Here is an 18,733-nt window from a genome sequence, read left to right on the forward strand (position 1 = left end):
GGCATCCAGTCCAGCAAGATCACACGGACGATATAGCCCTCCTGGGCGATGGGGCAAAAGATTTTTCCACCCGCCGCACGTGAGGGTTTCCCCAGTCAATCCATTTCATGCGCTGCCATCGGATGCCAGAACCGATACCACATGAGAAACAAGCCCTCCGTCGCTGACCTCATGCACGAGGAAGGACGGAGCGTCGATCACCGGAAGATCGGCACGGCCTTCCAGCAGAAGCGGATTGGGCGGGCAGAGGGAGCCGCAGGTCTGGACAGGGATCGATCCCAGCCGGCCAAATGCGGGTCGGTGAACATGGCCGCAAAGAATCGCCAGCGGCGGCCTGTTCACCGCATCCAGGGTGCTGAGAAGCGCACTGCCGTTTCTGCATCCGACCCGGTCCAGCACCTCGATGCCGATCCTCAATGGCGGCTGATGCATGAAGAGAAGCGAGGGCGTCGTCACGTCCGCAAGCGCGTTCATCAGCCATGGCAGATGCGGCAGGACGTCGCCGTAGCTCTGACCGGCGACGGTCACATCGACACCGAAGAGGGTCAGCCCATCGACGGCTGTCCGGAAATGCATCGGTCCCGTCGCATTGATCCACGTGCCGACGGCGGCCAGTTCGGAACGCATCAATTGCAGATCGTCACCGTTGCCCGGCAACAGGTGGACAGGGCAGTCCAGCGACCGCAGGCTTTCGGCGACCAGGCGATAGCCTCGCCGCCATCCGTCGTCCACCAGATCTCCGGTGACAACAAGTGCATCAGGGCGGAACGTTCTCAGCCAGCCTATCGCTCGCTCCAGCGTCTGGAGCGACGAAAGGTCCGGCCTCGCATGGATATCGGATATCTGCGCAACAAGCATGTTCTGCCTCCCCGCCCCTGCCGGAGACACTATGCCAAAACCGATAGCAACGAGCCACCAGCCCAGCGGCTCAATCGACGCGTTTTCCCTCGACATCGAACACGTGCAGATATTGGGCGGGGAAGGCCACATTGACCTTCGGCCCCGCCTTCAGCGCGTCGCGGTTCAGCGTGAAGATCTTGAACGGCAGACCATGCAGGGCAAGATGCAAGATGATGCCGAAACCCGTGGGCTCGACGAGTTCCACATCCGCGGCAAGCCCCGCCCCACCGTCACTCATCAGCACATGCTCCGGCCGGATGCCGAGCGTCACCTTTGCGCCATCTGAAAGCGGCAGAGGCTTTGCAAGCGGCACGATCGTGCCGTCCTTCAGCTTCACGCCGCCGGCATCATAGGTGGCCTCGAGGAAATTCATCCCCGGCGAGCCGATGAAGCCAGCAACAAAAAGATTGGCGGGGCGGTCGTAGAGTTCCAGGGGACTGCCAACCTGCTGGACCACCCCACCATGCATGGCGACGATCCGGTCCGCCAGCGTCATTGCCTCGATCTGGTCGTGGGTCACGTAGATTGAGGTCGCCTTCAGGTCGCCATGCAGTTTCTTGATTTCGGCGCGCATCTGTTCGCGCAGGCGCGCATCGAGGTTCGACAGCGGTTCGTCGAACAGGAAGGCTTTTGGCTGGCGCACGATGGCGCGGCCCATGGCGACGCGCTGGCGCTGGCCGCCGGAAAGCGCCTTCGGCCTGCGTTCGAGCAGCGGATCGAGGCCAAGCTTGGCGGCAGCCGCGGCCACCGCGCCTGCAATCTTCTCCTTCGCCACCTTCCGCAGCCTGAGGCTGTAGCTCATATTGCCGGCGACATTCATATGCGGATAGAGCGCGTAGGACTGGAACACCATGGCGATGTCGCGATCCCTCGGATGCAGCTCGTTGACCCTATTGCCGGCGATGCGGATCTCACCCCCGGTGACCTCCTCCAGCCCGGCGATCATCCGCAGCAGCGTGGACTTGCCGCAGCCGGACGGACCGACGAGCACGACGAATTCGCCGTCCTGGATTTCCAGGTTGACGCCATGCAGCACCTGCACATGGCCATAGGCTTTGTGGATATTCCGGATATCGATCGATGCCATTTGTTTAACCCTTGACCGCGCCGGCCGTCAGGCCCTGGACGAGATAGCGCTGGATGAGGAGGAAGAAGAGGCCGGCCGGAATGAGCGCCATGACGCCCGCCGCCATCATCTGCCCGAAATCCACCGAGAATTTCGAAACGAAGGTGAGAAGTCCGACCGGGAAGGTCGCCGCGTCATTGCCGTTGATCAGCATCAGCGCGAAGAGCAGCTCGCTCCAGGCGGCAGTGAAGACGAAACCGAGTGTGGCGGCGATCCCCGGCAGCGTCAGCGGCAGGATGATCTGGCGAAACGCCGTGAACTGCGTCGCCCCGTCGATCTTCGCCGCCTCTTCGAGATCCCTCGGAATGCCGTCGAAGAAGGACTGCATCAGGAAGGTGGCGAAAGGCACGTTGAAGGCGGTGTAGACGATGACGAGCCCGGTCAGACTGTTGGTCAGATGCAGCGGCGACAGAATCTTGAAGATCGGCGCCACCAGCATCACCAGCGGAAACATTTGGGTCAGCAGCATCAGGGCGACGATCCAGTATTTTACCCGGAAATTGAAGCGCGACAATGCGTAGCCGGACAGCGAAGCGCAGATGGTCACGGTGACGGCCGTCGAGGCCGAGACGATCAGGCTGTTCTTGAAAAAGGTCGGAAAGGCGCTGTGGCGCAGCACGAAGGCATAGTGATCCCATGTCGTGCGCGACGGCCACATGCGAACGCCCTCGCTATAGAGCAGGTCGTTCGGCGTTACCGAGACCTTGAGCAGCCAGAACAGTGGAAAGAGCGAAAAGGCGATGTAGCAGAGGATCGCCAGGCGGTGTGCGATGGTCGGAATGACGGATCGTCTCATGATCTCAATCCTTGTTCAGCAGCGTCTGCCGGAGCAGGATGATCAGCATCGAATAGGCAAGCAGCAGCACGAGCAGCACCAGCGCGATCGCCGAGGCATAACCGAAATCGAGCCGCCGGAAGGCCGTCGTGAAGATGTAGCTGGCGACAATCTGCGTCCGGTCCGCCGGCCCGCCACTGGTCATGACGACAATCAGATCGGCGAAGTTGGAAATCCACACGGTGCGTAGCAGCACGGTAATGGCAATCGTTGGCGCCAGAAACGGCAGGGTGATCGAGCGGAAGCGCTGGAACCAGCCGGCGCCGTCGATCGATGCCGCCTCATAGAGATCACGCGGGATCGCCTGCAGCGCCGCAAGCAGCGTGATGGCGAAGAAGGGAATGCCCCACCAGACATTGGCGACGATCGGCCCCCACATCGCATAGTTGGGATCGGAGAGGATATTGCCCGGCTCATCCATCAGCCCGAGGGCGAAGAGCCAGTGCGGGATCGGTCCGATGACGGGATTGAACAGCCAGGCCCAGTTGAGGCCGGCGAGGAAAGACGGCACGGCCCAGGGCAGGAAGACCAACGCCTGCGCGATTGCCCTGCCTTTGAACGGCTTGTCGAGCAGCAGCGCCAGGATCAGCCCGAAGACGAACTGCAGGACGACGGAGGCGCCGGTCCACCACAGCGTGTTCCGAAGCGCGCCGTAGAAGGCGGCATCGCCTGCAAGCTCGCGGAAATGATCGAGCCCGATGAAGCCGCCGGAAAACGGATTGAGCAGCTGGATATCGCGGAAGGCGTAGGAGATGCCGACGGTCAGCGGCACCAGCATCACCGCAATGATCAAGATCAGCGACGGCGCGCTGTAGAGATAGGGCTCCGAAGCATCGGCAACGCGACGCAGCCACGGCCTGCGGTCGCGACGCATGTCGAGCGTATCGGCGGAAATGGTCATCAGCCAAGAGTTCCCGTTCGCGGCGTTCATGCGCCGTCTGTGTCATCAAAAAAGCGGCGGCGGCCTGTGGTGAGGCCGCCGCCGTCGATCCGTCGCTTATTTCTTGGCGAGGAACTTCTGCTGCGCCTTGGTGAGATATTCGGCCCATTGGTCGGCCAAATCCTTCGCCGAGATATCGCCGAGCAATGCTTGCTGCGAGGTCTTGATCGCCAGCGAATCCTTGAAGAAGGCGAATTCCTCGAGGTAGGTCGGCATGACTGTTGGTACCGTGTTCGGATCCGCCAGTTCCTCGAACCAGCCCTTGAACTGGTCACCGGCGTAGAAGGGATCCTTCTCGGCCGCCGTATAGGCCGGCAGGGCGCCGATGCGCTTGTTCCACTCAAGATTACCTTCCGGCCCTTCGAGCGTGGCTATCAGCTTCCAGGAAAGATCCTTGTTGCCGCTGGTCGTGAACATCGACCAGCCGCCGTAACCGATCGTCGGGAAGGACTTGCCGTCCGGACCCTTCGGCAGCGGTGCGACACCGAAATCCTCCTTCTTCATACGCTCGGCGATGGCGATCAGCGCGTCCGGATCCTGGTCGAGGAAGGCGCAGGTGCCGGAATAGAAGCCGGCGACGACTTCGTTGAAGCCCCAGTTGACGCTGTCCTTCGGCGCATAGCCTTTCTTGTAGAGATCGACCATCCATTCGATGCCCTTGGCCCAGCCCGGGCTGTTCATCGTCGAGGTCCCGTCGTCGTTGAAATACTTGTTCGAGCCGGCCATCGAGGCGGCGAAGATCATCCAGCCGTTAAGGCCGCCCGGTCCGCCGCGCATGCAGTAGCCGTATTTGCCGGGCAGTTTGGAAACCTTTTCCGAAGCGGCAGTAAATTCTTCCATCGTCTTCGGCGGCGCGGCGACGCCGGCTTCGGCAAGCAGCTTCTTGTTGTAGAACATCGCCCGGAGATAGAACCCGTAGGGCAGCATATAGGCGGTGTTCTTGACGTCGCGGCCGAGTTCGAGCGCGCGTGGCGTCAGTTCCTTGGTGTGCTCCCACTTTTCGAGGTAGGGCTCCAGGCTCTCGAGCATGCCGTTATTGGCATAGAGCGACAGCCAGGTATCGGGCATCTCCATCACATCGGGCACGTCGCCGGCAGACACCATGGTCGCGAACTTCTGGAACGCTTCGTTCCAGGGCAGCGAGATGATGTCGACCTTGGTGCCGGGATTGGCGGCTTCGAATTTGCCGACGATCGATTTCAGCGTTTCGGTGCGCTCCGGGCTGGTGATGACTTCGACAAGCTTGAGCGTCGTATCGGCAAAGGCCGTACCCGCCATCATCGAAGCAAAGAGCGTCGAGATTATTAGTTTTTTCATGGCTCAGTTCCCCCTTGTTAGGTCTTTCTCGGGTTTCAGGATTGTGAGGCGGCGGCGAGCGCCTCCTCGATATCTCTCCACAAAGCCTCGGTTCCTTCGAGGCCGACATGGAGACGTACGGATCGCGCATGGATGCCGAAGGCATGTGCGGAATTTGGCTGTGCCTTCTGCTGAAGCACCACCTCGCCCGGTACGATCAGGCTTTCATGTCCACCCCAGCTTACACCCAGTTTGAAGAGCTTGAGGTGATCGGCGAAGGTGCGGATATCGACGCCTTCGCGGAATATGAAGGAAAACAGGCCCGAGGTGCCGTTGAGGCCAGTGGGCAGACGGTTGGCGAGCCCCGGATGGCAGACCGTCTCCACCACGTCGAGCTTCTGCAGGCGCCTGGCGATTTCAAGCGCCGATGCCTCGTGGGCTCGCATGCGGAGCGGCAGCGTGCGCAACCCGCGGATCAGCAGCCAGGCGTCGAACGGCGAAAGCTTGCCGCCAAGATAGGGATATGCCTCGGCCTTGACGCGAGCGATCATCGCCTTCGAGCCGGCGATGACGCCCGCCACCACATCGCTGTGGCCGCCGAGATATTTCGAGGCCGAATGAATGACCAAGTCGACGCCGAGCGTCAGCGGCCGCTGGAAGAACGGGCTTGCCCAGCTGTTGTCGATCATCGAGACGGCGCCGTGTTGTCTGGCGAGCGCGGCGAGCCCGCCGACATCATGTGCTTCCATCACCCAGCTCGTCGGACTTTCCATGTAGAAGAGCTTGGCGCCGGGCAGCGCCTTGGCGACCGCTTCCTCGTCGCGCCCGTCGACATAAGTCACCTCGATCTTCATCCGTTTCAGGATGGTGCCGAACAGGCGGAAGGCATCGGGATAGACATGTTTGACGGCAACGATGCGGTCGCCGGGCTCGACGAAGCTTAAGACCGCCGACGAGATCGCCGCCATGCCGCTTGCAAAACCCAGCGCATCCTCGGCACCTTCGAGCTTGGCGAGCATTTCCTCGAAGGCGCGCACCGTCGGGTTCAGTCCGCGTGTATAGATCGGCCGCACCCTCTCGCCGCGATAGGAGGCGATCATGTCGTCATAATCGGAAAAGGTGAAAAGCGAAGTCTGAAAAATCGGCGGCACGACGGCGTCAGCGAAGTTGCCTTCGTCATGCGCGGTGATGAGGGAAGCAAGATCGAACGGTTCTGCGCCGTTGCTCATTTGGACATTTCCTTGATGTCTTCCTCGACGATGGCGAGAATTTTCAATGTTTCTGTGCGCGCCGTCTCGGGATCCCCGGCAGCGATCGCGTTGAAAAGGGTGCGGTGAAAGGGAAAAGACCGGCGCGCGAAATCCTGCCGGTCGAAGGGATGCGCCCAGAAGCGCTCGAATGTCTCGCGCATCTGCTCGAGAAGCTGTCGAAACAGCGGATTGTGGGCGGCGTCGTAAACGGCGAGATGGAAGGCCAGATCCTCCGGCCCGGAAGTGCCCTTCTCCAGGTGCACCCGCTCCATGGCGTTCAGCTTTTCCTCGATGATGACGAGGTCCGTGCTCGTGCGCCGTCGCGCCGCCACCATGCCCGCCTCGCATTCAATTCCACGGCGTACCTCCAGCGTTTGCAGCAGCACGTCGCGAAGGTGTGCGGTATCGAACGATAGCGGCATGTGGATCGTCGCCCTTGACACGGGCTTCAGCAGATAAGTGCCGCTTCCCTTGCGCGTCTCAATGACACCGAGCGCCTGGAAATGCCGGATCGCCTCGCGAATGGTCGAGCGGCCGACGGCAAGAGCGGTCATCAGCTCGCGCTCAGCCGGCAAACGGTCGCCCGCCTTCAATCTGGCTTCCTCGACATAATCCGCCAGCGCATCGGTCACCTGACGCGCGCGGTCCATGACCGGAAGCGGCCGGATCACCGGCCTGTCGCTGCGATTTGCCTTCATGGTTCCCCATTTTCTTATCAGGCAGCCGACTTAAAGAATTGGTCTGACATCTTAGCATTTCGTATACATAGGAAAACGTCAAGACGGCCACGTCCATTCCGGAGAATTCGGAGTGATTTTCGGGATATTCGGCGTAAGACCTTCCCGCTGAACGCGCCGTTGATCGCCAGCATTGGCGCTCCTAGCCCAACTCGTCTCGACTGCTCGAACAGCTTGGAACATCAGCGGTCGACGTTCCGTTTCGCAACGGAAGGGAGACCTGCATGCCCGGCACGTTCACCACTGTCTACATCGTCGCATTTGACCTTGATGACCGAGATCAGGCCATCCGAGCGTTCGAGCCAAGGGTGGCGGCGAACGAGGAGGCCGAGATCGAGGAGGCCGAGATACTGATAACACGCTGGGGTCGTGGTATGGCGGCGGCAGAATGACCCTGTTGTCGGCGAGGAAGGCGAGCCCGAGGTTGTTTTCAGCGTAGGCAGGGTTGGGGACTTCGGATAATGTCGTATGAGATCGTGTCGCTGCCGCGGCGCACGCGGTGCATGGCGGCGATCTTTTCGATAGGCCACGCCGACTGTCGGGCGACTGAAGTGCTCCGGGTTCTTGGGCCAGCCAGAGCTGGATTTTCCGGGGTTAAAGCGTGCCTCTGTGGGGCCGGACCTCCGCTCAAAGGTAAGCTCGCGAAAAGAACACCGCGGTCGTTAAAAAGGCGACCGCGAGGGTTAGCACCCGCACGACCGATGGTGGCTGCCTTCGTCCGATATGCGCTCCGGTCCACCCGCCGATAACGGCTCCAATCGTCATGGCAATGCATTCCTGCCATACGATTGCCCCGGCAAGTACGAAGACGACGACGGCGACCGCGTTGGCGGCAGTGACCATCACCATTCTTGTCGGATTCAGGCTCTTGATGTCCCCGCCCCCGAGCGCGCTCCACGCCGCAAGCATCATGAGACCCACCGCGCCGCCAAAATAGCCGCCATAAAGACCGAGAAAGAACTGAACCGTTGCGAACGCTAGAACACTCGGACGTGCCTGCGTCTGCAACTGGGCGCTGAGCCTCGGTCCTGCAGCGAGCATCAATGTCGCCACCAGCAAAAGCCATGGCAGGATACCATCGAAAATCCTCGATGGGGTTAGCAGCAATAGAATGCTTCCGGCCACACCACCCATTACCGTCACGATGGCAATGGGCACGACATTGACGCCGCACACACTCCTAACCCCGTCACGGTAGACCCACGAGCTCGCCATGCCGCCGGGAAACAAGGCTAAGGTGCTTGTCGCGTTTGCGGCTACCGAGGGCACTCCGACAGATATCAGCGCAGGCAGGGATACGAACGACCCGCCGCCCGCCAACGCATTCATGCTGCCTGCCAACAAGCCAGCAAGGAAAAGAAGCATGATATCGTACATGTTCAGGTCGCCTTGGCACCCAAGCCTGATTTCGGCCGAGCCTCTTGTCCAATACCGCCGTCACATCGCCGCATGACGTTTTGCGTCCATGAGAGCCCGCCCCATGACTGCCATCCGCCGTAGTCAAGGAAACGCAATTGAGAGCCATTCATCCGATCACCATGAGCGTAACCGATGCTATCCCGAGGACTACGCCAACCGCCTGATGCCAGCCGAGCCGCTCGTCGAAAACCAAGACGGCGATCGCGTTGATGGCGATGAGCTGCGCGACCGACGACAACGAAATAGCGAGGGAAAGCCCGCTCGTCCGCATGAGAGCGATCATCGAAAGATTGCCTAATGTGTAGAGGACAAGCGCGGTGGCGAGCAGCCAAAGGTTCGAGTTGCTCACGTATGCGCGGGAAGCGGTCGCCGCCGCCAGGAACAGGCAGACGGCGATGAAGAGGGTGGCGGCAACACGCATCGATAAACTCCTGCTGACGCGTTTTGTCTAACGCCGGGCGGCCCGTCAATCCATCAGAGACTCCCGTCCCTATCCTATCCTAGTAGGCCCAGCAGGTAGAACGGGTCGCGTGCGTGAGCATCAATCCCGGTTTGGTATCGGCTTACCCTCATAGCGCACGCGAAAATTCCTCCTGTGAAAATCCTGCTCGAAGCAGACGAAGACGAGCTCCAGGTCATTGACGCTGTCGCGCTTCCCAAGGAGGCTGAGTGTGACAACGATAACGCCGCTGTACCCGCGCGTCAGGCGGAAAGCCGCGTTACGGATCTCAGTCCCTTCTGCATCCCCCCGGTCTTCGCGGCGCTCATAGATGACCCAGAAGCGGGCAGCATCCCAAGTCTGCCGCAGGATTTGGCTGACCTCTGCCTTGAACTCTTCGGCATGCATTGCCGGACTCCAAGACAATGCCGTCTCGCCCGCATCGCTAACGACATTGAGGTAACCGTCATATTGGTAAGCGCCTGACAGTGACCGTTCGATCATCTCGAAAGCCGAGTTTTCGCTGATTGTTGTTTTGAACAGAATGGCCATCGAATCGCTGCGTTTCACTAAGAACCTGTCGGTGAGACGGCGAGACTACTGGGTGCCGCCTGGGCGAGCAACGGAGACCTGGGTCATTGGTCATCGTCCTAACGGTTTGAAACGCATAGAGATCATTGTCCGGCCGTGCTCATTGTAGTCTCTTGACCACCCTTTCAAGAACACGTTCGCGGCGTCTCCAAGCGACCGCGTTTTCTTCAAACCTCGCAACATTGTGAACCATGAGTAACTTGAAACATAACTAGCAAAACGCTTTATCCGACCGATGAATCTGAAGCACTTCACCTCGGCAATGAGCATCGCGGCTTTGGCGGCATGCTCACATATCGACCCGCTTGAGACGCCCCTCGCCCAGTCAGCAATCCAGCACCAGACGCCTTTGACCGATCAAGCGGTGATCGCAGATACTGTAGGTCGCGGTGCTGTCGGTGCAACGGCGCTTGCTTGGGCCAACCCATCGACGGGTAGCGCGGGTGTTATCGAGCAGATCGATGCCAGTAACGATGGGCCGGACGGATGTCGTGGTTTTGTTACCAGTCGGCAATCTCTCGACGGCGTGACGCGCTTCAACGGCGTAGCCTGCCCGTCTGGGGACAGCTGGAAACTGGGCGGACAATAGGGTAGCGCTCGACGTCCTCAAACGACACAAAGGCATCACCCACACCGATGCTCGTGGCTGCATTCAGAGGTCAAGCAGCCATTTGGCCACGATATTGCCCACGGCGACCGGTTTGTGGCTTTGCGTTGTTTAGTGGAGGTCGCAGAGCCGGCATACCCATCGGCTTGCCGGCTAGCGGATACGTCCGATCCGCGATAGCAAAATAGCGGGCAGGATGCCGATCAGCACGATGGCGAGCGCTGCAATCGAGGCTTCCTCGTAAGTGCCTCTGGCAGCCTCTCCATAAAGATGAGTTGCGAATGTCTCGACATTGAGTGGCCGCAGGAGGAGCGTCGCCGGCAGCTCCTTTACACAATCGACGAAGACCAGTAGCGCGGCAGCTGAGATTGCCGCCTTCGAAAGCGGCAAATGCACGTAGCGCAGGGTGCCTGCGGTGGACTGCCCCAGCGAACGTGACGCATGATCAAGCGACAGGGAAATGCGCGATAGACCGGCTTCTATGCCGCCGGCGGAGATCGCCAGAAAGCGCACGATGAGCGCATATATGACGGCAGCACCCGATCCCATCAGGAGCAGACCAGTGGACACATCAAACAAGGAAAGCGCGGTGCGGTCGATAAACTGATCGAACCCGCCAAGGATGATCAGCACGCCAATGGCGACCACGGTGCCGGGAGCCGCATAGCCAATCGTGGAACAGCGCAGGAGCCAGGAGGACGGTTGGCCCGGCCGCAGGCGGGTCGCGTAGACGGCGAGAAGGCCAAGGATGACGGTCGTGATTGTCGCCAGGGTGGCGATAGCGATCGTATTCACGGCCTCATCGATGATCCGTGGGGATATGCCGGCGAACCGATAGCGTTTTGCCGCTTCGATCAACAGATAGAGCGCGGGCGCGCCAAAGCCCAGGATGACAGGCAGAAGACCGCCGAGAAACAGCAGTACGCCTTTTCCCAAGGATACCCGCCGCGGTTGGAAACTTCGCATCCGGCGCACATCGATCGAGTAGCCCTGCTTGCGTCGCGCCCATCGCTCAACCGCAACAATTGCGACGACGATGAGAAGAAGGGCAAGGGCGATCTGCGACGCTCCCGATAAATCGGAGCGGGTGACCCAGGTGGTGTAGATGGAAACGGTGATCGTCCGGACACCGAGGAATTCGGCGGCGCCTATATCGTTCAACGTTTCCATGAGTGCAAGGCTGATACCCACGGCAACAGCGGGGCGCGCGAGCGGCAGAGCGACCCGCCAGAAGACCGCGCGGCGAGATGTACCGAGCGTACGTGCAGCATCGACGAGATTGCCGGATTGCGTGAGGAACATCGCGCGCGTGGGGATGTAGACATAGGGGTAGAGCACGATCCCGAGAAGCAGGATGCAGCCAGTCATGGAACGGACGTCCGGAAGGCGAAACTGGCGCGGGGTCTCGTAGCCTAGCAACCAGCGCACGGCATCCTGCACCGGACCGATCGGATGCATTATATCCAGATAGGCATAGGCGACGATGTAGGTCGGAACGGCAAGCGGCAGAAGCAGCATCCACTCCAGAGCATGCCTGCCGGGAAAATCATAGGCGGTCACCAGCCATGCCGTCGTCGTGCCAACAACTGCAGTGATGACGCCGACCCCCACAAGGAGAATGACGGTGTCGAGAAGCGCGACGGGAAGGATGGTCGAGAAAAGATGTCCCCAAAGACCCGCCGAACCCTTCGAGGCTTCGATGAGCAATCCCCCGATCGGCAGCATGGCAATGAGGGCGATAGTGGCGGCAATCGTCAGCCATGCGCTGCCGGGGCGCTTTGCAGAGCGGGCGGGCGCCGGGCTCGGAAACATCACTTGGTCCGTTCTCGGGGGGAAGGCGCCAGTCAGCGGCGCCTTCACTGTCCTTAGTTGTCGAAGCCGACCTTGTCCACGAGTTCACTCGCCTGCTTGCGATGGCTGACGATCTCGGACAAGGGCTTGCTGTCGATCTTTAGTTCGCCAAAGGATGCGATGATCGGATCGGCCGCGACGCCTGCCTTCACGGGATATTCGTAATTGGCCTCAGCATAGATCTTCTGCGCTTCGTCAGAGACGAGATATTCGAGAAGTTTGACGGCTTCAGCCTTGTTCGGTGAGTGCTTGGCGATTGCCGCGCCGCTGATATTCACCTGCGTCCCGCCGTTCTCGAAGGTCGGCAGGATGACCTTGATGGCGTCGCCCCATTTGACCTGCTCTTCACCACCCTTGCCGGACCGCATTAGACCGACATAATAGGAGTTGGCGATACCGATATCGCAAATGCCGCCGAGGATATCCTTGGCCGAATCGCGATCGCCGCCGGTTGCCTTACGGGCGAGATTGGCCTTGACAGCTGTCAGCCATTTCTCGGTTTCTTCCGCGCCGTAATGAGCGACGTAGTCCGCAAACAGTGCCGTATTATACGGGTGCTGACCTGAGCGTATGCAAATCTTGCCCTTCCACTTGGGATCGGCAAGCTCCTCGTAGTTGAATGTGCTCATCTCAATGTCCTTGGCCGCGTAGAGAACGCGCGCGCGCATCGACAGTGCGAACCAGTTGCCCTTGGCATCACGCAGCTGTTCCGGGATTGCCGAGTTCAGAACAGACGATTCGACCGGTTGCGTTACGCCTTTGTCGACCAGATCGACAAGGTTGCCGGCATCGACGGCCATCAGGATGTCAGCCGGCGAGCTGGCGCCCTCGGAGGCGACACGCTCCGCCAGGCCATCCTTCAGGAAAACCGTATTGACCTTCGTCCCGGTCGATTTGGTGAACGCCTCCAGAAGAGGTGCGATCAGAGCCGGTTCTCTCGTCGTGTAGAGGTTGATTTCTGCGGCCGCTGCGATGCAAGGCGACATCAGCGCCGAAGCAGCAAGCAGCATGGATACGAGGATAGAGCGCGAATTCATTATGTCCCTCCGAATGAATGCGCATCCCTTGAGCAGTTCATGACGCTGAAAGTCAAGTTTTCCCCGAAGTTTGTTGCCGAATATCACGGAAACTTGATGAGTGGTCAGCAGACTCCGCTCGGCAGGTCAGCTGTCAAAAAGCCAGCAGCCGCTCGGGGAGGATTGATATCCGAATATTCTCGGCGTCGGACGGAAGCCGCTCCAAAGCTCTGGCCTTAAGCGGCACCTCGAGGCCTTCAATCCTCAACGTTATCTGCTCGAATTCGCCATGCAAAACACGGTCCTCGATGCGGGCTGCAATTCCCGAGCCGGGGGACAGCGCAATCGCATGCGGGCGGATATAGACGGTCACGGAGCTTGCGGGCGGACGATCAAGCCTATAGGCGAAGTTACCGATCGCGGTTTCGATCCATCCGCCACGGTAAACGCCGGGAACTTTGCTGGACGGGCAAAAGAACTCTGCCGCATAAGGATTCGTTGGACGGTCGTGCAGATCATAGGCGGAACCGGACTGGACGATTTCGCCTGCCCGCATCAGAACCACCTGATCACCGACGGAAAGTGCTTCCTGGGGATCATGCGTCACGATGATTACGGTCGTGCCGAGTGCCCTCAAGAGGCTCAAGGTGTCGCTGCGTACCTTTCCACGCAGGCCCTGATCCAGATTGGAAAAAGGTTCGTCCATCAGGATGACACTCGGCCGGGGCGCCAGGGCCCGGGCTAGTGCGACACGCTGCTGTTCACCGCCGGAAAGGGTGTGCGGATAGCGATGCGTTAGATGTTCGATTCCGACCTTGCTGATCATCTCCTCTGCCCGCGCGGTTGCTTCGCTCTTCGAATGTCGCTTGAGACCAAAGAGGATATTGGCTCGTACAGTCAGGTGCGGGAAAAGAGCATAGTCCTGAAAGACGAATCCGACGCCACGCGCCTCCGGTTCGACGAAAGTGGTCGAACTGGCAACCTCGCGGCCTTCGAGGAGGATGCGGCCGGATTCCGGTATTTCGACACCGGCAATCATGCGCAGGAGCGTAGACTTGCCGCAACCGGAATGGCCCACGAGCGAGACCGCATCTCCGCGCCGAATATGAAGAGAAAGATCCTGCACGGCTGCAGTGATACCAAAGCGACGGGTAACATTTTCCAGCCGTACTGCGATTGCGTTCATTTCAGCTTTCATGCTCGCCGGTGGCTTCCAGTGCAAGTCCTGAAACACCCCTAGAACATACCGAGGCAGGTCGGGACAAGCGCAATCTGTACCGCAAGCACGGCAAGCTATTTGCCGTTTCAAAGTTGCAGCAAAAACTTCTCGCCGGCATCTTTCCACCTATCGCCACAGATGACTGTTCCGGAATCGCGCCAGACGGCCGCGATCACCTTAAGTCCTGTTACTCCGGAGATTGCACCTTGTCTCGCTTTCCCGAGACACACGCAGTGGAACCGGCTCCCTTTTCAATTGTTCCTCCCGATCAGCAGGGAGCTTCCAAATGACCTACGTCGCATCGCCAAGCTACGACCGTAACGACGCCAGCCGCGCTTCAAACCTCCGTCAGTGTCTCGAGACCGCCAGACGCCACCTCGATGAGACTTCCCACAACTCCGAAACCGAAAAAATCGAAACCCTCGTGGCTTCTGCCATTGAGGCGGGCTGGGAAGAGGATGAAGTGCGCGAGGCCCTGAGCGCCGGCGACAAGCAAGGAAACAAGATGCCGGAGCAGGAACCACCCGTCCCAACGATCGGCGTGGTCCCTTCGTCATCCTTCTGACAAGTGGCGGTTGTTAGCGGTCCGAACAAGCGGCGCGATTTCCATGTATTTCGCCGCGTAGCCACCTGTGCGGGTACTACTGCCAATCGCCACCTAAGACGTTCTCAAATATGCCAGCGTTAGCCGTCGCTCGGAGGTTAAAGCAGAGCGGGCGCCCGGTTTTCGTCGGACGCACATCGGTCGGCAAGAAGACCCGTCCAACCCTCCGGCGTGATCTCTCTCCAGCAACCATCTGACTGTAGTCCTGAAAATCGTCCTCCCCGGCCTAGTTAGTCACCGACGGTCGGGGATGGGCGGCCGTCGGGCTTTTAAAACTCGAAATCAACGACAAGAGGATAAGTTGATGAAAAGGACGTTCCTATATTGCGCTTTAATATCTGCGCTATCGGCGATGACGGCTTCCATTGTCGGCGCACCCGCTCTTGCCGAAGAATTTGTTGCTTCGCAGAGCAAGACGGTCGTCGAAACCAAGAAGGGTAGTCTCGTCGGCGCACTCGACGATGGCATCTACAGCTATCTTGGCGTCCCCTATGCTCATGCCGACCGCTTCATGCCGGCGGAAGAGGTCGCGCCTTGGCAAGGCAGCCGTCCCGCAGTCACCTATGGCGAGAACTGCTTCATCCCCCGAATGAAGGAGGTGGCCGGCGACGAACTCTTCAATCCGCACCGCTATTTGCCGATGAGCGAAGCCTGCCAGTTCCTGAACATCTGGACGCCGGCGATCAAGGAAGGAAAGAAACGGCCGGTCATGGTCTGGATCCATGGGGGCGGCTTCACCAATGGCTCCGGCATCGAGCTGACCTCGTATGACGGCCACAATCTGAGCAAGGAAGGCGATGTCGTCGTCGTCACCCTCAACCACCGGCTCAACGTGCTCGGCTTCCTCGATCTTTCCGCCTACGGAGAGAAATACAAACGGTCGGGCAATGCCAGCGCCACAGATCTCGTCGCTGCGCTGCAATGGGTCCAGGATAATGCCGAGGCCTTCGGCGGCGATCCCGGCAACGTGACGATTTTCGGCCAGTCCGGCGGTGGCTACAAGGTGCGCGCCCTGATGGGGACGCCTTCGGCGAAGGGCCTCTTCCAGAAGGCCATTGTCCAGAGCGGCTCCCGGACCGATTCCGTCGTCGATCAGGCGTCCTCGCGGAAGGTGGCCGAACTGACGCTCGCCAATCTCGGTCTCAAGGCCGAGGAAATCGACAAAGTTGCCGACGTCGATTATTACGATCTCCTTGCCGCAGCCGACAAAGCCATCAAGGAAGCAGCCGCCCAAGGCGTCAAGGACGCCCGCTACGCGCCCGTTCAGGATGGCGACTACATTCCGGCGAACCCGGTCGGGACAGAGTGGGTCGACCAGGCCAAGGACATTCCCCTGATGGTCGGAAACACCCTCAATGAGTTCGAGACGGTGATCAACCACAAGGCGGGCGAGCTTCTTGCCGACAACAAGAACAACTGGGACGAAGACAAGTCCCGGGCCAAGCTGAAGGAGCGTTTCGCCGGCAAATCCGACGCGGTCGGCAAGGCGTTCATGGCCGCCTACCCGGAGAAAAAGATCGCCGACGCCTATTTCCTGGATCTGCGCTTCCGTCCGGGAACCATCCGTGATCTCGACCTGAAGGCAAGGCAGAACGGGGCTCCGGTCTACTCCTATATGTTCGCCTACGAGTCACCCGTCCTGGATGGGATCGCGATGGCCTGGCATTGTGCGGAATTGCCCTACGTGTTTGCCAACGCCGCGCTGGTCAAGACGTCGACCGGCGGCGGCAGCGACGCCCTCGCGCTTTCCAGGACGGTAAGCCAGGCCTGGGTTAACTTCGCCCGCAACGGCAAACCGAGCGCCGAGGGCTTGCCCGACTGGCCGGCCTACACGACCGATAATCCGGCGACCATGGTTCTCGACAAGGAGTCCCGCGTGGCAGTCGACCTCGACCGCAAGCTTCTGCAGACAGCAGGCGCCCTCTAGCGCCAATTGCAGGATTGGACATACGGCGCCGGCCGACATCGATCGACCCGGCCGGCGCAGCGCAATCGCCTCCCACTCGTCTCGCTGATTAGAAAAATATCGAGATGGGCGACGATCAACCGCTGGTCAGTCGACATCGGCCGACATCGTCACCTCCTTGAAGGCGTCGAGCTCAGTCAACCGCTCGACCAGCGCCTTGCGGATCGAGGCATAGCTGCCGGTGCCGAGCGCCAGCCGCTTCGGAGCCGAGTATTGTTCGGCAGCCTCGATCATCGCCTGCGCCATCTTGACGGGATCACCCTTTGCTTCGAACCTGCCGTCGGCAATGGCGCGGCGGATTTCGCCGGCCGGCGTCGCGTCATAGACTTCCATCGGTTGCGGCGCGACCAGGCCGCGCCCGAAATCGGTCCGCGCCGGACCTGGCTCGGCGATGATGAATTCGATGCCGAAGGGGGCGACTTCCTGCGAAACCGCTTCGATGAAGCCTTCGATGCCCCATTTGGTCGCATGGTAAAGGCTGAAATTCGGGTAAGCGATCTGTCCGCCTTCCGAAGACAGCTGCAGGATGCGGCCGCCGCCCTGCGCCCGCATATGCGGCAGCGCTGCCCGGATCACCTGGATCGAGCCGATCAGGTTGGTATTGATCTGATGACGGATCTGTTCGTCACTCACCTCTTCTGCGGCGCCGAACAGGCCGTAGCCGGCATTGCTGACGACGACGTCGATTCTACCCATCGCTCCAAAGGCGGCGTCAACGACCGGGCGTACTGCCCCGTCATTGCTGACGTCAAGCGTCGCGATCCAGAGGCTCTCGCCGTACTGCGACGTCAAATCGTCGAGCGCTTCCGGCCTGCGCACAGTCGCCGCGACGCCATCGCCGCGCGCCAGCAGTTTTTCGGCATGATGCGCCCGAAACCGGAGGAGGCGCCCGTTATCATCCATGTCTTTGCCATTGTCCTTATCTTTCATGCCGCGCGATTGCAGCTGCTCTTGAAGTAAGATAGATGAGACTATTCCTGCTTCTATCCGTCGAATGCTGCATGAGTTGGTGAATTTTAGCCATGAATTACAAGCCGACTCTTGCCGATCTGAGAGCCTTGTCTGCCATCGTCACCCATCGCAGCTTCCGCAAGGCCGCCGACGAGTTGGCTCTGTCGCCTTCGACACTCAGCCATATGATGCGTTCGCTCGAAGAAAATATGGGCGTTCGGCTTCTCAATCGGACGACCCGCAGCGTCGCGGCGACGGAGGCCGGCGAGCGCCTCGTCGCCCGCCTGACGCCACTGTTCAGGGCTTTCGATCTGGCGCTCGAGGAGGTCAACGAATTCCGCGGCCATCCCAGCGGCACATTGCGGCTTAATACCAGCGAGATCGCCGCGCGGGTGCTGCTCGATGCCGCCGTCCCAACCTTTCTCACACGCTATCCCGACATGCCGCTCGATCTCGTCACCGACAACCGGCTCGTCGATGTCGTTGCCGACGGTTTCGATGCCGGCATAAGACTTCGCGAGGCGGTGCCGCTCGATATGATCGCGGTGGAATTCGGCGGCGATACCCGCTTTGTTGCCGTCGCTTCGCCGGCCTATCTCGCAGCGCATCCGGCGCCGCAGACACCGGACGAATTAAGGACCCACGCCTGCATCCGCTTCCGGCTGCCAAGCGGCAAGCTCTTCCGCTGGGAATTCGAAAAATACGGCCACGAGCTTGCCGTCGACGTTCCGGGCGCGCTGACGCTCGACCATGTCGAACTGATGGCGCAGGCAGCGGCAAAAGGTCTCGGCATCGCCTATGTCTCGGATCGCACGGCCCGGCCGTTTCTCGAAAGTGGCGCGCTCGTCACCGTGCTGGACGACTGGTGTCCGGCCATCCCTGGCCTCTGTCTCTATTATCCCGGCCACCGTCATGTGCCGCAGGGGTTGCGGGCTTTCATCACTGTGCTGACCGAGGTCGAGCGTCACGGACGATAGGCCTCTCGG

Annotated in this window: 18 protein-coding genes and 1 pseudogene; 5 read left to right on the forward strand and 14 right to left on the reverse strand. The window is 60.2% G+C overall.

Going from position 1 to position 18,733, the window contains the following annotated elements; genetic code table 11:
- Nucleotides 1-105: 105 nt before the first annotated feature.
- The 7 genes from BS630_RS29140 to BS630_RS29170 all read right to left on the reverse strand — a co-directional run bounded on the left by BS630_RS29140 (nt 106) and on the right by BS630_RS29170 (nt 7,045).
- Entirely contained in the window at nt 106-858 is a 753-nt protein-coding gene (locus BS630_RS29140) for a metallophosphoesterase (RefSeq protein WP_077980163.1), read from the reverse strand.
- A 70-nt stretch (nt 859-928) separates the two neighbouring features.
- Nucleotides 929-1,987 (reverse strand): ABC transporter ATP-binding protein, encoded by a 1,059-nt coding sequence (locus tag BS630_RS29145; RefSeq protein ID WP_077980164.1) that lies wholly within the window; start codon nt 1,985-1,987, stop codon nt 929-931.
- 4 nt (nt 1,988-1,991) lie between these two features.
- On the reverse strand, nt 1,992-2,822 hold the full coding sequence (locus BS630_RS29150) for a carbohydrate ABC transporter permease (protein ID WP_025397445.1): 831 nt from the start codon (nt 2,820-2,822) through the stop codon (nt 1,992-1,994).
- Between the two features lie 4 nt (nt 2,823-2,826).
- A complete protein-coding gene (locus BS630_RS29155) occupies nt 2,827-3,762 on the reverse strand; it encodes a carbohydrate ABC transporter permease (protein ID WP_077980165.1) in 936 nt (311 codons plus the stop codon).
- Between the two features lie 96 nt (nt 3,763-3,858).
- Nucleotides 3,859-5,118 (reverse strand): ABC transporter substrate-binding protein, encoded by a 1,260-nt coding sequence (locus tag BS630_RS29160; protein ID WP_025397444.1) that lies wholly within the window; start codon nt 5,116-5,118, stop codon nt 3,859-3,861.
- A gap of 35 nt (nt 5,119-5,153) precedes the next feature.
- Nucleotides 5,154-6,326: a PLP-dependent transferase gene (locus tag BS630_RS29165; RefSeq protein WP_077980166.1), complete on the reverse strand. Its 1,173-nt coding sequence runs from the start codon at nt 6,324-6,326 to the stop codon at nt 5,154-5,156.
- The gene (locus BS630_RS29170; protein WP_077980167.1) at nt 6,323-7,045 is read right to left on the reverse strand and encodes a FadR/GntR family transcriptional regulator; all 723 of its coding nucleotides are present in this window, start codon (nt 7,043-7,045) and stop codon (nt 6,323-6,325) included. The genes BS630_RS29165 and BS630_RS29170 overlap by 4 nt, the downstream gene beginning before the upstream one ends.
- A 263-nt stretch (nt 7,046-7,308) precedes the next feature.
- Between BS630_RS29170 and BS630_RS37130 the strand changes: the two genes are divergently transcribed.
- Entirely contained in the window at nt 7,309-7,476 is a 168-nt protein-coding gene (locus BS630_RS37130) for a hypothetical protein (protein WP_158081434.1), read from the forward strand.
- A 235-nt stretch (nt 7,477-7,711) separates the two neighbouring features.
- Here the strand turns inward: BS630_RS37130 and BS630_RS29175 are convergent, their stop codons facing one another.
- The 3 genes from BS630_RS29175 to BS630_RS29185 form a co-directional block, all read right to left on the reverse strand.
- Nucleotides 7,712-8,461 (reverse strand): sulfite exporter TauE/SafE family protein, encoded by a 750-nt coding sequence (locus tag BS630_RS29175; RefSeq protein ID WP_077980168.1) that lies wholly within the window; start codon nt 8,459-8,461, stop codon nt 7,712-7,714.
- A 148-nt stretch (nt 8,462-8,609) separates the two neighbouring features.
- Nucleotides 8,610-8,924, reverse strand: a complete 315-nt coding sequence (locus tag BS630_RS29180) for an EamA family transporter (protein ID WP_077980169.1) — start codon at nt 8,922-8,924, stop codon at nt 8,610-8,612.
- A gap of 120 nt (nt 8,925-9,044) precedes the next feature.
- The gene (locus BS630_RS29185) at nt 9,045-9,494 is read right to left on the reverse strand and encodes a hypothetical protein (RefSeq protein WP_077980170.1); all 450 of its coding nucleotides are present in this window, start codon (nt 9,492-9,494) and stop codon (nt 9,045-9,047) included.
- Nucleotides 9,495-9,768: 274 nt separating this feature from the next.
- Here BS630_RS29185 and BS630_RS29190 point away from each other — a divergent pair, with 274 nt between their 5' ends.
- Nucleotides 9,769-10,122: an RT0821/Lpp0805 family surface protein gene (locus tag BS630_RS29190; protein ID WP_077980171.1), complete on the forward strand. Its 354-nt coding sequence runs from the start codon at nt 9,769-9,771 to the stop codon at nt 10,120-10,122.
- Nucleotides 10,123-10,293: 171 nt separating this feature from the next.
- Here BS630_RS29190 and BS630_RS29195 read toward each other — a convergent pair whose 3' ends face one another.
- The 3 genes from BS630_RS29195 to BS630_RS29205 all read right to left on the reverse strand — a co-directional run bounded on the left by BS630_RS29195 (nt 10,294) and on the right by BS630_RS29205 (nt 14,205).
- The gene (locus BS630_RS29195; protein WP_077980172.1) at nt 10,294-11,952 is read right to left on the reverse strand and encodes an ABC transporter permease; all 1,659 of its coding nucleotides are present in this window, start codon (nt 11,950-11,952) and stop codon (nt 10,294-10,296) included.
- Nucleotides 11,953-12,005: 53 nt separating this feature from the next.
- Nucleotides 12,006-13,001 carry a Fe(3+) ABC transporter substrate-binding protein gene (locus BS630_RS29200; protein WP_077980275.1) on the reverse strand — a complete coding sequence of 332 codons (996 nt, stop codon included), beginning with the start codon at nt 12,999-13,001 and terminating at the stop codon, nt 12,006-12,008.
- Nucleotides 13,002-13,161: 160 nt separating this feature from the next.
- Nucleotides 13,162-14,205, reverse strand: a complete 1,044-nt coding sequence (locus tag BS630_RS29205; RefSeq protein WP_231285805.1) for an ABC transporter ATP-binding protein — start codon at nt 14,203-14,205, stop codon at nt 13,162-13,164.
- A gap of 307 nt (nt 14,206-14,512) precedes the next feature.
- Between BS630_RS29205 and BS630_RS29210 the strand changes: the two genes are divergently transcribed.
- Together BS630_RS29210 and BS630_RS29215 are read left to right on the forward strand one after the other, a co-directional pair.
- The gene (locus BS630_RS29210; RefSeq protein WP_077980174.1) at nt 14,513-14,791 is read left to right on the forward strand and encodes a hypothetical protein; all 279 of its coding nucleotides are present in this window, start codon (nt 14,513-14,515) and stop codon (nt 14,789-14,791) included.
- 391 nt (nt 14,792-15,182) lie between these two features.
- The gene (locus tag BS630_RS29215; RefSeq protein ID WP_245310518.1) at nt 15,183-16,757 is read left to right on the forward strand and encodes a carboxylesterase/lipase family protein; all 1,575 of its coding nucleotides are present in this window, start codon (nt 15,183-15,185) and stop codon (nt 16,755-16,757) included.
- Between the two features lie 126 nt (nt 16,758-16,883).
- On the opposite strand, the pseudogene BS630_RS29220 reads toward BS630_RS29215, so the two are convergent.
- A pseudogene (locus BS630_RS29220) lies at nt 16,884-17,710 on the reverse strand (SDR family oxidoreductase).
- Nucleotides 17,711-17,818: 108 nt separating this feature from the next.
- On the opposite strand from BS630_RS29220, the gene BS630_RS29225 reads away from it, so the two are divergent.
- Nucleotides 17,819-18,724, forward strand: a complete 906-nt coding sequence (locus tag BS630_RS29225; RefSeq protein ID WP_077980176.1) for a LysR family transcriptional regulator — start codon at nt 17,819-17,821, stop codon at nt 18,722-18,724.
- Nucleotides 18,725-18,733: the final 9 nt, after the last annotated feature.

This window comes from Rhizobium laguerreae (genome assembly GCF_002008165.1).
GTDB classification, from domain to species: domain Bacteria; phylum Pseudomonadota; class Alphaproteobacteria; order Rhizobiales; family Rhizobiaceae; genus Rhizobium; species Rhizobium laguerreae.

Coding starts and splice junctions, on each gene's coding strand:
- BS630_RS29195 (WP_077980172.1), bottom strand. CDS start 11,952: ATGTTTCCGAGCCCGGCGCCCGCCCGCTCTGCAAAGCGCCCCGGCAGC.
- BS630_RS29160 (WP_025397444.1), bottom strand. CDS start 5,118: ATGAAAAAACTAATAATCTCGACGCTCTTTGCTTCGATGATGGCGGGT.
- BS630_RS29205 (WP_231285805.1), bottom strand. CDS start 14,205: ATGAAAGCTGAAATGAACGCAATCGCAGTACGGCTGGAAAATGTTACC.
- BS630_RS29145 (WP_077980164.1), bottom strand. CDS start 1,987: ATGGCATCGATCGATATCCGGAATATCCACAAAGCCTATGGCCATGTG.
- BS630_RS29175 (WP_077980168.1), bottom strand. CDS start 8,461: ATGTACGATATCATGCTTCTTTTCCTTGCTGGCTTGTTGGCAGGCAGC.
- BS630_RS29215 (WP_245310518.1), top strand. CDS start 15,183: ATGACGGCTTCCATTGTCGGCGCACCCGCTCTTGCCGAAGAATTTGTT.
- BS630_RS29180 (WP_077980169.1), bottom strand. CDS start 8,924: ATGCGTGTTGCCGCCACCCTCTTCATCGCCGTCTGCCTGTTCCTGGCG.
- BS630_RS29190 (WP_077980171.1), top strand. CDS start 9,769: ATGAATCTGAAGCACTTCACCTCGGCAATGAGCATCGCGGCTTTGGCG.
- BS630_RS29225 (WP_077980176.1), top strand. CDS start 17,819: ATGAATTACAAGCCGACTCTTGCCGATCTGAGAGCCTTGTCTGCCATC.
- BS630_RS29155 (WP_077980165.1), bottom strand. CDS start 3,762: ATGACCATTTCCGCCGATACGCTCGACATGCGTCGCGACCGCAGGCCG.
- BS630_RS37130 (WP_158081434.1), top strand. CDS start 7,309: ATGCCCGGCACGTTCACCACTGTCTACATCGTCGCATTTGACCTTGAT.
- BS630_RS29140 (WP_077980163.1), bottom strand. CDS start 858: ATGCTTGTTGCGCAGATATCCGATATCCATGCGAGGCCGGACCTTTCG.
- BS630_RS29185 (WP_077980170.1), bottom strand. CDS start 9,494: ATGGCCATTCTGTTCAAAACAACAATCAGCGAAAACTCGGCTTTCGAG.
- BS630_RS29150 (WP_025397445.1), bottom strand. CDS start 2,822: ATGAGACGATCCGTCATTCCGACCATCGCACACCGCCTGGCGATCCTC.
- BS630_RS29210 (WP_077980174.1), top strand. CDS start 14,513: ATGACCTACGTCGCATCGCCAAGCTACGACCGTAACGACGCCAGCCGC.
- BS630_RS29200 (WP_077980275.1), bottom strand. CDS start 13,001: ATGCTGCTTGCTGCTTCGGCGCTGATGTCGCCTTGCATCGCAGCGGCC.
- BS630_RS29165 (WP_077980166.1), bottom strand. CDS start 6,326: ATGAGCAACGGCGCAGAACCGTTCGATCTTGCTTCCCTCATCACCGCG.
- BS630_RS29170 (WP_077980167.1), bottom strand. CDS start 7,045: ATGAAGGCAAATCGCAGCGACAGGCCGGTGATCCGGCCGCTTCCGGTC.